Source organism: Pseudophaeobacter leonis (assembly GCF_002087335.1).
In the GTDB taxonomy this organism is placed as follows: domain Bacteria; phylum Pseudomonadota; class Alphaproteobacteria; order Rhodobacterales; family Rhodobacteraceae; genus Pseudophaeobacter; species Pseudophaeobacter leonis.
This window is the reverse complement of record NZ_MWVJ01000015.1, coordinates 67,346-80,134: the sequence shown is the minus strand read 5'-3', so window position 1 is coordinate 80,134 and position 12,789 is coordinate 67,346. Positions and strand designations below refer to the sequence as shown.

Sequence of the window (12,789 nt, the reverse complement as noted above, 5' to 3'; positions counted from 1 at the left end):
CCCCCCTGCCCGCCCGAGGTCGAAGATGTGGTTAGACCAAGCCTGCATCCCCCGTTCGATCCAGGCGGCACCGCGATACTCGCAGCCCTCTTTCACCAACCATTCATCCATCCAGCGGATGGCGGCATCGTTCTTGGCCAGATCCGCGTGATAGCCGGAAACCGTGATGCGCAGCCGCTGCAGCCGCTTGGCGGAATTGGCCGCATCATTGCGGGCCCGGTGATCCTCGCGCCGGGCCATGGCCTCCGACAGGCTGCGCAACACCATCGGGTGCATCAGCCGGATGTCGCCATTGTCACAGCGACAAGGCTCCCATTTGTAGAGCGGCCCATAGTCCAGCTTGCACAGTGATCCAAAATGCCCCGGATCCACCATCAGCAGCTTGGCCAGAATGTTCCGATCCATCGGCAAGGTGCCCACGGGGCTGTTGTCATAAGCGATATTGATCAGATCAAAATACAGCGCCCGGCATTCGGGCGTTGCATTCAGGCGCATATCCGAGGCCAACCAGCGCCGCCGCTCCCAGGCCATGAAAAAGTGGCTATCCAGGCGATCATTGCATGACAGCGGATAGTCCGGCAAATCGCTGATGTTGACTGGCTGCAAGTGATGCGTGGTCTGCATCAGACGAAAGCCTCGACCAGGTCATAGACCTCGCAGGCCTGCGCGGCCTCAAATGGAGCCATCCTGCGCCGATCCGTTACCCGGCGGCGATAGCGATTGCCCCAGCCGCGATGCATGCAGATATTGCGGCATGTGTTGGCACTGGCTCCGGTAAAAAGCGCCAGATCCGCCAGGGTACAATCGCCTGCGGTTGCGCGGGTCATCCACCAGATCTGATAGGCGATGCGTTGCATGCGAACTGTCATGCCGCCCTCCTTAATTGTGCGTGAAAGAAACCCGGCGCGTTCGGATCCGTCAGCATCACCAGCAGCGCGATGTGGCTCGTGGGCGCAGTTACAGCGCCCCACCAATTCAACGCCGTTTGAAAGCTGACATCGCAGAACAGCGCCACTTCACGGGGGCTGGTAAACCGGGCACGAAAGTAGCTGGACCAAAGTTCCGGTGCCTCAGACTTGAGCCGATAGGGCTCAAACTGATTTGACCAAGAACTTTGAGCCACACCTGTGCCAGCCTCGGCACATGACGGATCATTGCTTACAATCAGGGTCAGACGGGGGAGGCTCATGCGGCTGCCTCCGCAATCACATCGACCGGGGAAGGAACCATGTAGGCCCGCACCCTTTCGATCGTACTTGGGCGACATTCACCGCCTTTTCTCAACCGGTATACAAAGCTAGGGTCATTTACAGCCTCACGACCAAACCGAGAAGGGGTCATGCCACTCGAACCAGGTGTTGCTCAATTTCATTTTTGAATTCAGTCATCATCATGCGTGCAAGGGTGTAGGTTTTATCCCACTAAGTAAAGAGGATTTATCCTATTTGCGCGAAAGACGGACATGTAGGATATTACCTACATGGATACCAGCCAGATGATAGCAGATAGAATCGAGCGCCTCGTACAAGAACGGGACACCAATCCACGCGCAGTCGCACTGGCCGCAGGAATGAGCCCCACCGGTGTTCGCGATATCATCACCAGAAAGACCAAAAACCCGACCTTTGCCAACCTCCTCAAGATCTCTGAAGTCCTGGGCGTTGACGTTACTGAGATAGTTGGCGGAACGATCCATCAGCGGCCTTCGATCTCAATCGCCGGCAAAGTTGGTGCTGGCGAGCAAGTTCCTGTATTTGATAGCTACGAAAAAGGTGGCGGCCCTCAGGTGGAATGCCCTGCGGGGCTTACTCCGCACGGAATTGTAGCTGTCGAAATTGCAGGCGACAGTATGGAGCCGGTTTATTCAGCTGGCGACTTGCTATTCTATACCCGTGCAACGCACGAAGGCGTCCCAAATGACGTTGTCGGACACCGGTGCGTTTGTGAATGCGAGGAAGGCTTGGGTTGGGTTAAGCAAATCAAGCCAGGAGATGAGCCTGGTTTCTTTCACCTAATTTCACTCAACCCTGGTGCAACAACCATGTGGAACAAACGCTTAAAGTGGGCGGCCCGCGTGAGGTTGCATTGGCCAGCGGAACTCGCGGTCAAACTCTAACCTAAACGCCCCCCCCTCCCCACCGGCACCAGCCTTGCATCACCAGGTCACCAAACAACCATTGCCCAACTGGCTCCTGTAGGTCTGCCAGAATTCAGATGATAGGTTATTTCCTATATTCTGTATTGACGTAGGTTATTTCCTACAATACCTTCAATTCTCATCAACCGATGGAGGATTGAATGCAAGACTTTAAGAATACCATGCTGCGGGATGCCCGCTTGATCGTCGGGTCGCCCGAGAATTACGTCGATGATCCAACACAATTTGCAACCGCCTGGGCCCGTCATGAAGGCAGGTCGCGGTCAGGGCTTTGACCCGGCACGTCTGCACCCCCAGCACCTTATTGACCGCCCCGCCCCCTCACCGGAGCCAATCGACCAGACTTTGGTCCGCGTTGGTGAAAAAGTACGCGAGGTGATTGCCAGCAAGGGATACCAGGTTCAACCCAAGCATGCTGCCTGACCCAATTTGCACCACCACGCCGAGGCCTGTTTTGCCCCGGCGCCGTGCGCAGGGCCCAGCCAGTCAGCGGGCACCCCCGCACCACCTATAACAAGGCCGACCGGCGTCAGGAGGACTACGCCGGTCACCGCCTTTCAGAATTCCGCGCATTTCTTCTTGCCGCGCGGAGTCGTGCGGGTGGCTCAGTCCTCCTCCAAAGTACGCCGCCCGCACACCATCAATCAGGAAAAGCCCATGCCAGACACCACCGATGCCAGCCGCTTTGCCCTCACCCTGGCCACACTGTCAGGTCGCGAGCGCCGCGACACCCTCGCCTGCGCCGTGATCGAGAGCGGCGGCCTCTATCCCTACCCCGTGCCTGGCAAAGCCTTGCTAGAGATCCAGCTTTACGGCGTGCATGTCACTGGGATGGGTGAAGAACGGGCGATCGACAATTGGGTCGCAACCGCGATCGGAACCACATGCGAGAGCGTCGCGTGAAGGCGACAGATCCCCAGAAAATCCACAATGCTGCGCTGGATCTGCTGAACCGCGGCACGCCTTTCGCGCGCACCACATTGTTCAAGCAACTTGGCGGCAGCCTGCGGCGCCCCGACTTGCAGCCCTGGGAGCCAGAGGAACACCATTGGCACGCCGGGCTCTTTGGCATCAGCCACCAGGGCACGACCTGCGCCGAGGCGATCCAGAACTGGGCCCAGGCTGGGCTTGCCGACACAACACGCCGCGCCACAGATGGCCGCCCGGAGTGCCCCTACAACGGTGCAGGTCTCGCACCTTCCCCTCGTAACTAGCTGGAAATACACAATGTTGATCCAATCCGCCAAAGCCACCTGTACAGTCGAGACCGCTACACAGAAGCAATCCAGCACCCAAGCCAGAGCTGCGAATACAGCAGCCCCTTTTGGCCTCAAAACACTCTGGCTGCACTTTGCAAATGACTGGGAGCTACGGCGACTTGCTAGGCTGCACATGCGCATCGAGCGCAAAAAATGCAGCCTCGCAGAACAGATCAGCGAGCGGCAGAAAATCATGAACCGATGCATACGCCGCATGCGACGTGCATCAGGCAAAAACTGATCTCACCCCAACGACGCATCAGCACTTTTTTGCGGCCTGCGCCGCGCAACCTGCCCTTTCTCGGAGAACAGCATGGGAATCCCGACACCAATTCTCGCAAAAGCCCAGACCGCCGCCAAGCTGCTGGATATGTCTTTGAGCGAATTTCGGGATCTTGTTGATGCAGGGAGCCTGCCAATGCCCATACGGGTTGGTGGCAAGCTGGATCGCTGGCCTGTTGACCAACTTCAAGCTATCGCCAGCGGCGAGATACTGAAGGACGTCTTTGAATGGTGAAAAGAGCCAACAAGCCCTATCTGGCCTGCATCCAGCGTAGCGGTAAAAACTATTGGTACTTTCGCCGTGGAATTAGCCGCATTCGCCTTCCGGACGATCCGGATAGCCCGGAATTTGATCGCGCCTATTGGGAGATCCGTTCTGGAAAATCGAAGAAACAGGTCAAGACCACTTTTGACGCACTCATCGCCAGTTATTATCAGACGCCCCGCTTCATGCGCCTTAAAGCCAGTACCAAAGCCGAATACCGGCGTACTTTGGAACTGATCAGAGAGAAGAATGGCGACAAGGACTTCACCAAGCTCCGCCGGAAAGACGTGATTGCCGCCCGCGACACCTACGCAGAACATTGGCGCAAGGCCAATGCGATGGTTGAGCAAATCTCGATCCTGGCGCGCCATGCGATCGATCTCGAATGGATCACATCAAACCCGGCTATGGGCGTGGAAAAACTGGAAGGTGGCAGCTACGAGGCCTGGCCAGAAAAAATGCTGTCCAGGTTCGAGACCTTTTGCCTGGAAAACGGCCTGTCGTTTGAACTCACAATTTACATGCTCTGCAGGTTCACGGGTCAGCGGATCGGTGACGTGATCGGCATGAAGTGGTCCGCCTTCAACGGTGGCTTTATGGAAGTGACACAGGAAAAGACCGGAGCAGAGTTGCAGGTTTATTGCCCCTCCCAGCTGCAAGAGTACCTGGCGAGATTGCCGCAAACCGGTCACCACATCTTAGCAAAGAACTTGACCCAGCCCATCAGCAAGCGCCGGGCGCAGAAGTTGGTCATGGATGTTCGCAAGGAAATTGGAGCGGAAGGCTATGTGCCCCACGGCTGGCGATACAACGCCGCCAAAGAACTGGCGGAAGCAGGCTGCAGCGATTCCCAGATCCAAGCCGTAACCGGGCACAAAACACTGCAAATGGTCGCAAAATACCGCAGTCAAGCGAGCCAAAAGCAACTATCTAAAGCTGCACAGACCCTTCGGAACAGAACCGATACAGAACAAGAACTGTAAAACAAACTGTAAAACTTTGAAAACAGCAGGCATCAGTCTTGGTAATAGATTATCAATTTTTCGTTTGAAATCAAGGTGGTGCGGGTGAAGGGACTCGAACCCCCACGCCTCGCGGCGCCAGAACCTAAATCTGGTGCGTCTACCAATTCCGCCACACCCGCACGTATCGCAAATCTTCATTTGCGTGTCGCGGTGGATAGCAAAGCTTTCAGCCGGATGCGAGCGCTAATTTCACCAAACCGCAAGATAAGCAAAGGCCCTGCAGGCAACTGCGAGATCTGGCTTGGCGCAAGGCAATTTCCTCACAGCACAGCTCAAACCTCCAGACGTCGGAAAACAGCCGGAAGCTGCTCTGGCAAATCTTCCGCAATCAAGCCAGGGCCAAACTGCAGAGCGCATTCCACGTGTAGCCAGGCGCCGTTCTCTGCCGCCTGCAGGGGCGAAAGCCCACGCGCCAAAAGCCCGGTGATGAACCCGGCCAGGGCATCTCCAGATCCGGCTGTGGCCAGCCAGGGCGCGGCACGCTCATATTGGGCCGCGTTGACTGAGCAGCGCCCGTCTGGCGTTGCAATGACCGTATCGGCTCCTTTATAGAGCACAACGCAGCCAGCCCGCGCGGCGGCCTCACATGTGGCATCGACTTTGGAGAACGCAGGGCCAGTTGTCGCCGGGGCGGCGAGTTTTTCGGCAAGATCCGGGAACAGTTTGGCAAATTCACCGCCATGTGGCGTCAGCACACATTTGTCGTGCAAAAGATCAAACAGCACCTGGGGATTGCGCTCGAACCGGGTAAGGGCGTCGGCGTCCAACACCGTGGGACGCAGCTCCTTTAGTGCTGCGATCACAACGGCTTGCGTATCCATGCCGCGTCCAAGTCCAGGCCCCAGACAGAGCGCGTTGATGCGCTTGTCTTCCAACAGCTCACTTACACCATGGGCGCCATCAATCTGGTGCAGCATGATCGCGGTGAGGTGCGCGGCATTTTCATACATCGCTGAGCGCGGCGAGGCGAGTGTCACCAGCCCGGCGCCAATGCGCAGGGCTCCGCGTGCCGCCAGACGCGCCGCACCGGTTTTGCCATGGCCACCAGACAGAACAAGGGCATGACCATGGGAGAATTTATGCGCCCCACTGCGTTTATCCAGCCACCCACCGGCGCTCCACCCAAGGGACGTCTTATTGCGAAGATCCTGGACAATGGGCGCCTGCCCCGTCAGCCGGACCTTTACCGGGCGCAATACACCCACAGGACCATTTTCGGTCATAACAAACGGAGGCTGATCTGCGTTTCTCGGCTTGAAACACCGCCAATTCTCCAGGCCGATGTCTTTGACCACAACACGACCGCAGCAGGCGGGGCCAGAGGCAATAAAATGGCCAATTTTTGGAGAATCAAAGGCCACCGTCAGCGCGGCAAATTTTTCTTGAAATGGCGTGTACCCGCGCCTTTGTTGATCAGAGTTTTCAAGCGCAGGCATCCCCAAATCCACAGGAGGCGCCGACAGCACAACGCCACTGTCCAGGCAGAGGCCCGAGGGCGCATCTATGGACACGATGGCATCGCTGTAGTCATCCCCGTTTCGCCCGGCCAAGAGCGAAATGACCTGCCTTGCGGCCCCCTCGAGAGGGCGCGTCAGCCCGGTGCCAAAAAGTGCATCAATATAGAGTGTGTAGGGTAGCTTGCGAAAGCCCTTCTCGGTCAGCTCTTCGACGGTATTGTCAGCCATCCAGATGTCGTAGTTGCTGCGTGCATCAGGTGGGAGCTTTTCTGCATCACCATATAAAAAGGCCTTCACCGTCCAGCCCCTGGCGGCAAGCAGCCGCGCCACCACAAAACCATCGCCGCCATTGTTTCCCGGGCCACACAGGACAGCGACGCTCTGAGGCGCAGTCTTATACTCAGGCCATTCTTCTAAAATTGCCTCGACCACACCGGCCCCTGCCCGCGCTCCATCAGCTCAAGCCCCGTGACATCGCCCGACTCGATGGCGGCGCGCTCAATGGCGCGCATCTGCGCGGCTGTTAGCAATTCTGTCATCAGGGCTCTCCTCGTCCTTCAGATCTGGCGATTCAACTTTGCGCAATATTTGTGCGTTTAGCCTATTTTTTAATCACCACCGGTCAAAATCATAGCGCTACCCTACCTGAGACAGCACAGCGCATTGTCGTCGCCATTAAGAAATGATCTGACGAGCTTCGACAAGGTTGTGAGGAGCCCAGGGATGAAAAAGATCGAAGCCATCATCAAGCCGTTCAAACTGGACGAGGTGAAGGAAGCGCTGCAGGATGTCGGCGTTCAGGGCCTCTCCGTGATCGAAGTAAAAGGTTTTGGTCGTCAGAAAGGCCATACCGAGCTTTACCGCGGTGCAGAATATGTCGTGACTTCCTGCCAAAGGTAAAAATCGAAGTGGTGCTTGAGGCCGATCAGGTCGAAGCTGCCATTGAGGCCATCATCGATGCCGCAAAAACAGACAAGATTGGCGACGGCAAGATTTTTGTCTCCCCCGTCGAGCAAGCCATCCGTATTCGTACCGGCGAGACCGGCACGGACGCACTGTAAACCACCGAATTAGCTGACATTAAAATCAGAAGGACCAAGGGAATGAGCACAGACGCAGTTCTCCAGATGATCAAAGACGAGGATGCGGCCTATGTCGACATCCGTTTCACCGATGTGCGCGGCAAGCTGCAGCACGTCACGGTGGATGTAGATTTGGTCGACGAAGACTTCCTCGAAGAGGGCTTCATGTTTGACGGCTCCTCCATCGCTGGCTGGAAATCGATCGAAAACTCCGACATGAAACTGATGGCCGACACCATCTCGGCCTATGTTGACCCGTTCTACGCCGAGAAAACCATCTGCATCCATTGCTCGATCGTTGAACCCGACACAGGCGAAGCCTACGAGCGCGACCCACGCGGCACCGCCCAGAAAGCCGAAGCCTACCTGAAGGCCTCTGGCATTGGTGATGTGGCCTACATGGGTCCCGAAGCAGAATTCTTCCTGTTTGACGACGTGCGCTACTCCAACTCAATCAACAAGGTTTCCTACGAGGTTGACGCCTCCGACGCTTCCTGGAACACCGACACCGAGTATGAAATGGGCAACATGGGCCACCGCCCTGGCCTCAAAGGCGGCTATTTCCCGGTGAACCCCACTGACGAGTCGCAAGACCTGCGCTCTGAAATGCTCTCGACCATGAAGCGTCTGGGCATGAAAGTGGACAAGCACCACCACGAGGTTGCCTCCTGCCAGCATGAGCTGGGTCTGATCTTTGACAGCCTGACAAAACAGGCCGACGAGCTGCAGAAATACAAATATGTGATCCACAATGTGGCCCACGCCTACGGCAAATCCGCGACCTTCATGCCAAAGCCAATCTACGGCGACAACGGCACCGGCATGCACGTGAACATGTCGATCTGGAAAGACGGCAAGCCGCTGTTTGCAGGCGACAAATATGCTGATCTCTCTGATGAGGCCCTGTACTTCATCGGCGGTATCCTGAAGCACGCCAAGACCCTGAACGCCTTTACCAACCCCGCGACCAACAGCTACAAGCGTCTGATCCCTGGCTTTGAAGCCCCCGTTCTGCGCGCCTATTCGGCCCGTAACCGGTCTGGCTGCGTCCGGATCCCATGGACCGAAAGCCCCAAAGCCAACCGCGTTGAGGCCCGTTTCCCTGATCCGGCCGCCAACCCCTACCTGTGCTTTGCAGCGCTGCTGATGGCTGGTCTTGACGGTATCAAGAACAAGATCGACCCCGGTGAGGCCATGGACAAAAACCTCTATGACCTGCCTGCAGAAGAGCTGGCTGATATCCCAACAGTTTGCGGATCCCTCCGTGAAGCGCTGGAATGCCTCGAAGCCGACCACGACTTCCTGCTGCAGGGCGACGTCTTCACCAAAGATCAGATCGAAGGCTATATCGCTCTGAAAATGGAAGAAGTTCAGACCTATGAGCACACACCGCACCCAGTAGAGTACGGCATGTACTACAGCTGCTAATCACAGCGGACTGATGACAAGACCAAAGAGCGCTCCTGTGGGGCGCTCTTTTTCTGTGCTGTCCTGCGGCCTTAATGCTGCCGCCTCTTGAAGCTTGCACAGCCTGTCTGTAATGAGGCGCGCTCCAACGACCGCTACAGGACCCTCTGCCATGCCCCACGCAAATTCAGCGCCTTTGACCCTTGGTATCGACTTTGGCACCTCGAACTCTGCTGCGGGAATAACCGTTGGCGATCGTCCCTGGCTGGTCGAAATGGACCCGGCGAGACCACCCTGCCTACGGCGGTGTTTTTTCAACCCAAACGCCCGATGCGGATTGGCCGCAGTGCGACGCGCGCACTGATCAATGGCGACGAGGGCCGTTTTATGCGCGCGCTCAAAAGCCTGCTTGGCACGCCCTTGCTGCGCGAAGAGCGCCGGATAAACGGCCAAAGCACCGATTTCATTCGCATCATTGCGCAGTTTCTGGCCGAGATAAAATCCCGCGCCGAAGCCGCGACGCATCAGACATTTACCCATGCGCTGTCAGGCCGGCCGGTTCATTTCCACAGCAGTGACCCTGGCCGCGATGCCCAGGCCGAGATCGATCTGCGCGACTGCTACCTGGCTGCGGGGTTTGAGGACGTGCGGTTTCTCTATGAGCCAGAGGCTGCTGTGCGTTCGGCAGCACCCGCAGCAGGACTGGGGTTGATTGTTGATATCGGCGGCGGCACCTCCGATTCACACTGTTCGAGCAGGACAGCGCAGGTGGCACACATATTCTGGGCTCACACGGTCTGCGCCTCGGCGGCACCGATTTTGACCGCCAGATCAGCATCGACCATGTGATGCCCCTGCTGGGACGTGGCAGCCAGATCCGCAATGCCTTTGGCAAGGATACCCTGCCCGCTCCCAACCGGCTGTTCAATGACCTGGCGACCTGGCAGATGATCCCCTTTCTCTATGCCGCCGACAGTCGCCGGGCGGCGCGTGAGCTGGCCAAATATGCCGCAGAACCTCAAAAGCTCAACCGACTGGTTTCCGTGCTGGAAGACGAGCTGGGCCATGATCTGGCCTTTGCGGTTGAGCGCGGCAAAATTCAGGCCAATGAGGCAAGCGCCAGTGACGCCCGTATCGACCTTCGGATCCTTGAGCGCGGCCTCTCGGCGCCGCTTTCACCCGCTCAGATGCAGCTAAGCCTTGCCTCCATGATGGTGGCCATCAGCGAAAGCGGCGCTGAAACCCTGTCAAAAGCCGATGTTTCGCCGGACCGCATTGACCGGTTGGTGATTGTGGGCGGATCATCCCTCCTGACCTCTCTTGAGGCCGCGTTGCGCCAGCTGTTCCCCAATGCCCAGGTCGAGAACCGCAATGCCATGACCGCTGTTGCCGATGGGCTGGCGCTGTCTGCAGCCGAGGCTTTTGCCTGACCAAAACCCCATGAAACTGGGAACAGCGCCTTGATTTTCCCGCTAGCTCTCGCGTTCTTGCGCGATATGCTGAGCCTGCGAGTTCTTTTAAGCCTATTTTCAGGATGATATTTCATGCGCCTTTTTCCGTCTGCCGCCCTTGCCGCCGCCCTTAGCCTGCGCCTGAGTCTGGGCCTTGCTGTCTATGCTCTGCCCGCAGCGGCTGCCCCCTGCGGCAATACCGCGGCCGGGTTTGAGGCCTGGAAGGCCGATTTTGCCAATACCGCGCGGCGCGATGGGGTAAAGGCTGCGGGCTTGACGGCATTGTCACAGGCGCAATATGCCAGCCGGACCATTGCAGCCGACCGCAATCAAAAGAGCTTTCGCTACAGTCTTGAGAAATTCATGCAGATCCGCGGCGCGGCCACCATTGTGGCGCAGGGACGCAAGAGAAAGGCCCGCAACCCCGGGTTTTATGCCGCACTGGAGCGCAAATACGGTGTGCCCGCAGGTATTTTGATCGCGATCCACGGCATGGAGACCGCCTTTGGAAACTTCATGGGCGACAGCAAGGTGGTGTCCGCGATCGTCACCCTGACATATGATTGCAGGCGCTCGGCGTTTTTTGAGCCCCATGCTCTGGGCGCGCTGAAACTGGTTGATCAAAAGGCGATCACCGGCGCCACCCTGGGTGCCAAACACGGCGAGGTTGGACATACCCAATTTCTGCCCGGCAATGCCCTCAAATACGGCGTGGACTGGGATCGCGACGGCAAGGTCAATTTCTACTCGCAAGCCGACGCTCTCGCCTCCACCGCATATTATTTGAAAAAGAAGGGCTGGAGGCGCGGCAAGGGCTATCAGGACGGGCAGGTAAATTACCAGGTTCTGAAAGAATGGAATGCAGCCACCGTGTATCAGCAATCGCTTGCCATTATGGGACGCCAGATCGACCAATAGCCCCCAAAACCCCAGCAACGGCCCCTAAAAGGTCACTCTACGCCAAAGCAGCAAAGTCAGAGGTCAAAGCCCGCCCGCAACAATCCCGGCCTTGTGTGCCAATTGTAAAGGATAAGGCATCAAAGTGGCCGACATCCGCCTTCTTGCTGCCTGATTTCGGATGCCTTAGGGGTAACAATGCCGTATAAATTTTTGTTTTTATTTAACTTTTATCAGAAACACATTCTCAAATCAAAATCTGAATATTCCTTCATCAATTGTCTCTCCTTGCCTCACTTTTGAGCCAGATCGCCTCCTATTGTTTACCCAGAGCAACCCGAACGGAGGACCCTGACGGTGGCACAGGTTGAGAACTTTAAAGGCAAGCTGGGATTTGAACAGCGCAGCGAAGAGAAACTGAAACAGGCCTTGACTGAGCTGCTGGATACGCTGGAAGAATTCGGCCATCCCGCACTTCAGATCAATGCCCGGGATCCGCATCGGATCGGGCTGGACTGTGATCAATACAAGGTGACCCTGCGGCTGCGGCGTATCCCGCTGCGGCTGGGCGTGCGCACACCACAGGGGCTTCCCGCGCCTGCAGCTTATATCGAGCTGGTCATGACGCCGAATTTCCCGACGGGCTGCGATACAGAGATTTCTGAAATTCTGCTCGCCATGATACTGAGGCGTCTGACAGAGACCCTGGATCCTCTGGTCATCTTCTGGCAGGACTCAGTAAGAGCGCTGACGACCAAAGACTTCCTTGGCGCCTTTGAGCCTGCGTCCGCTGTCGAAACACAGCCACCCGCCGCCTCAGCTGCTCTGGTAACGAGCCAACCACAGCCACAGCAACAAAATCCGGCACAGCCACAAGATCTGGCACCTTATGCCTTGCTTGAACAGGCTCGTGCAGTCCCACCGGGTGTGGCAAAAGATCTGCAAGCACCGCAGGCCTCGGCAGCACATAACAGATGGTCAGCTGAGACCCTCATTGCAGAAATGCCGGGCGCGCAAAAACCAACAGGTCGCATCTCAGCGGCAACGGCCCGTCTTAAGCTGGCCGACAAGGCGCGCGCCGAGGCAGATGCGGAACGGAGCCGTGGCCAGATGCGATTTGGATCGGTTGAGGATGGAAGCACGGTGCTGGAGCAGCACTGCAACGAGATCCAGATGCTGCTTCCTCACCCTAAGGCCCGGCACAAGATCCGCCAGAACAGGCAGCTCCCCCCCCCCAAACAGCGGGCGAAATCGACCTACCAATCCATATTTGGCCAGAGCCGCCTGAGCTGGTTGCTTGCCATTCCCCGCGCCCTGCTTTCGGCCACGCTCAATGCAGTGCGCAGCATCGACCTTGTGCTTTCGGTACGGGCACTGATAACCGCAATGGTTGTCTTATTCCTGCACGGATCTGGCATGGTTCAGGCCGCCGCCCGGGTGCTGATGCCCTGAAACACTGTATCATGCCGGGGCCATCCCCTTAGGGGGTGGCGTGGGCCTTGTCAG

At 57.3% G+C, this 12,789-nt stretch carries 14 protein-coding genes, 1 tRNA gene and 2 pseudogenes; 11 read left to right on the top strand and 6 right to left on the bottom strand.

Annotation, left to right across the window (positions count from 1 at the left end; all coding sequences use genetic code 11):
- The 3 genes from B4968_RS05410 to B4968_RS05400 form a co-directional block, all read right to left on the bottom strand.
- Nucleotides 1-624, bottom strand: a 624-nt coding sequence (locus B4968_RS05410; RefSeq protein WP_139792582.1) for a hypothetical protein, incomplete at its 3' end; no start/stop codon positions are given.
- Nucleotides 624-869: a hypothetical protein gene (locus B4968_RS05405; RefSeq protein WP_139792580.1), complete on the bottom strand. Its 246-nt coding sequence runs from the start codon at nt 867-869 to the stop codon at nt 624-626. The genes B4968_RS05405 and B4968_RS05410, both read right to left, overlap by 1 nt.
- A complete protein-coding gene (locus B4968_RS05400; protein ID WP_083097247.1) occupies nt 866-1,189 on the bottom strand; it encodes a hypothetical protein in 324 nt (107 codons plus the stop codon). The genes B4968_RS05405 and B4968_RS05400 overlap by 4 nt, the downstream gene beginning before the upstream one ends.
- A 291-nt stretch (nt 1,190-1,480) precedes the next feature.
- Here B4968_RS05400 and B4968_RS05395 point away from each other — a divergent pair, with 291 nt between their 5' ends.
- The 6 genes from B4968_RS05395 to B4968_RS05365 all read left to right on the top strand — a co-directional run bounded on the left by B4968_RS05395 (nt 1,481) and on the right by B4968_RS05365 (nt 4,947).
- Nucleotides 1,481-2,116 (top strand): XRE family transcriptional regulator, encoded by a 636-nt coding sequence (locus tag B4968_RS05395; protein WP_083097244.1) that lies wholly within the window; start codon nt 1,481-1,483, stop codon nt 2,114-2,116.
- 182 nt (nt 2,117-2,298) lie between these two features.
- The gene (locus tag B4968_RS25120) at nt 2,299-2,433 is read left to right on the top strand and encodes a hypothetical protein (protein WP_277620920.1); all 135 of its coding nucleotides are present in this window, start codon (nt 2,299-2,301) and stop codon (nt 2,431-2,433) included.
- A gap of 382 nt (nt 2,434-2,815) precedes the next feature.
- A complete protein-coding gene (locus B4968_RS05385) occupies nt 2,816-3,061 on the top strand; it encodes a hypothetical protein (RefSeq protein ID WP_083097241.1) in 246 nt (81 codons plus the stop codon).
- Complete coding sequence (locus B4968_RS05380; RefSeq protein WP_083097238.1) at nt 3,058-3,372, top strand: hypothetical protein; 315 nt, start codon at nt 3,058-3,060, stop codon at nt 3,370-3,372. The genes B4968_RS05385 and B4968_RS05380 overlap by 4 nt, the downstream gene beginning before the upstream one ends.
- A gap of 358 nt (nt 3,373-3,730) precedes the next feature.
- Nucleotides 3,731-3,934 (top strand): helix-turn-helix transcriptional regulator, encoded by a 204-nt coding sequence (locus B4968_RS05370; protein ID WP_083097233.1) that lies wholly within the window; start codon nt 3,731-3,733, stop codon nt 3,932-3,934.
- Nucleotides 3,928-4,947, top strand: a complete 1,020-nt coding sequence (locus B4968_RS05365; RefSeq protein ID WP_083097230.1) for a tyrosine-type recombinase/integrase — start codon at nt 3,928-3,930, stop codon at nt 4,945-4,947. Before B4968_RS05370 ends, B4968_RS05365 begins: the two co-directional genes overlap by 7 nt.
- Before the next feature lie 76 nt (nt 4,948-5,023).
- Here the strand turns inward: B4968_RS05365 and B4968_RS05360 are convergent.
- The 3 genes from B4968_RS05360 to B4968_RS26040 all read right to left on the bottom strand — a co-directional run bounded on the left by B4968_RS05360 (nt 5,024) and on the right by B4968_RS26040 (nt 6,985).
- Nucleotides 5,024-5,108: transfer RNA gene (locus B4968_RS05360), tRNA-Leu, on the bottom strand.
- Between the two features lie 153 nt (nt 5,109-5,261).
- Nucleotides 5,262-6,878 carry an NAD(P)H-hydrate dehydratase gene (locus B4968_RS05355; RefSeq protein WP_420916467.1) on the bottom strand — a complete coding sequence of 539 codons (1,617 nt, stop codon included), beginning with the start codon at nt 6,876-6,878 and terminating at the stop codon, nt 5,262-5,264.
- On the bottom strand, nt 6,860-6,985 hold the full coding sequence (locus tag B4968_RS26040) for a hypothetical protein (protein WP_420916466.1): 126 nt from the start codon (nt 6,983-6,985) through the stop codon (nt 6,860-6,862). The genes B4968_RS05355 and B4968_RS26040 overlap by 19 nt, the downstream gene beginning before the upstream one ends.
- A gap of 184 nt (nt 6,986-7,169) precedes the next feature.
- On the opposite strand from B4968_RS26040, the pseudogene B4968_RS05350 reads away from it, so the two are divergent.
- The 5 genes and pseudogenes from B4968_RS05350 to B4968_RS05330 all read left to right on the top strand — a co-directional run bounded on the left by B4968_RS05350 (nt 7,170) and on the right by B4968_RS05330 (nt 12,735).
- Nucleotides 7,170-7,507, top strand: a pseudogene (locus B4968_RS05350) (P-II family nitrogen regulator).
- 42 nt (nt 7,508-7,549) lie between these two features.
- Nucleotides 7,550-8,956: a type I glutamate--ammonia ligase gene (gene glnA, locus B4968_RS05345; RefSeq protein WP_083097227.1), complete on the top strand. Its 1,407-nt coding sequence runs from the start codon at nt 7,550-7,552 to the stop codon at nt 8,954-8,956.
- A 151-nt stretch (nt 8,957-9,107) separates the two neighbouring features.
- Nucleotides 9,108-10,365: pseudogene (locus tag B4968_RS05340) on the top strand (Hsp70 family protein).
- A 114-nt stretch (nt 10,366-10,479) separates the two neighbouring features.
- Nucleotides 10,480-11,304 (top strand): lytic murein transglycosylase, encoded by an 825-nt coding sequence (locus B4968_RS05335; RefSeq protein WP_083097224.1) that lies wholly within the window; start codon nt 10,480-10,482, stop codon nt 11,302-11,304.
- Between the two features lie 336 nt (nt 11,305-11,640).
- Complete coding sequence (locus tag B4968_RS05330; protein WP_083097222.1) at nt 11,641-12,735, top strand: hypothetical protein; 1,095 nt, start codon at nt 11,641-11,643, stop codon at nt 12,733-12,735.
- Nucleotides 12,736-12,789 lie beyond the last annotated feature (54 nt).

Bases quoted from the DNA above. Each gene is read 5' to 3' on its own strand.
- B4968_RS05405 (WP_139792580.1), bottom strand. From the start codon at position 869: ATGACAGTTCGCATGCAACGCATCGCCTATCAGATCTGGTGGATGACC.
- B4968_RS05400 (WP_083097247.1), bottom strand. From the start codon at position 1,189: ATGAGCCTCCCCCGTCTGACCCTGATTGTAAGCAATGATCCGTCATGT.
- B4968_RS05395 (WP_083097244.1), top strand. From the start codon at position 1,481: ATGGATACCAGCCAGATGATAGCAGATAGAATCGAGCGCCTCGTACAA.
- B4968_RS25120 (WP_277620920.1), top strand. From the start codon at position 2,299: ATGCAAGACTTTAAGAATACCATGCTGCGGGATGCCCGCTTGATCGTC.
- B4968_RS05385 (WP_083097241.1), top strand. From the start codon at position 2,816: ATGCCAGACACCACCGATGCCAGCCGCTTTGCCCTCACCCTGGCCACA.
- B4968_RS05370 (WP_083097233.1), top strand. From the start codon at position 3,731: ATGGGAATCCCGACACCAATTCTCGCAAAAGCCCAGACCGCCGCCAAG.
- B4968_RS05365 (WP_083097230.1), top strand. From the start codon at position 3,928: ATGGTGAAAAGAGCCAACAAGCCCTATCTGGCCTGCATCCAGCGTAGC.
- B4968_RS26040 (WP_420916466.1), bottom strand. From the start codon at position 6,985: ATGACAGAATTGCTAACAGCCGCGCAGATGCGCGCCATTGAGCGCGCC.
- glnA (WP_083097227.1), top strand. From the start codon at position 7,550: ATGAGCACAGACGCAGTTCTCCAGATGATCAAAGACGAGGATGCGGCC.
- B4968_RS05335 (WP_083097224.1), top strand. From the start codon at position 10,480: ATGCGCCTTTTTCCGTCTGCCGCCCTTGCCGCCGCCCTTAGCCTGCGC.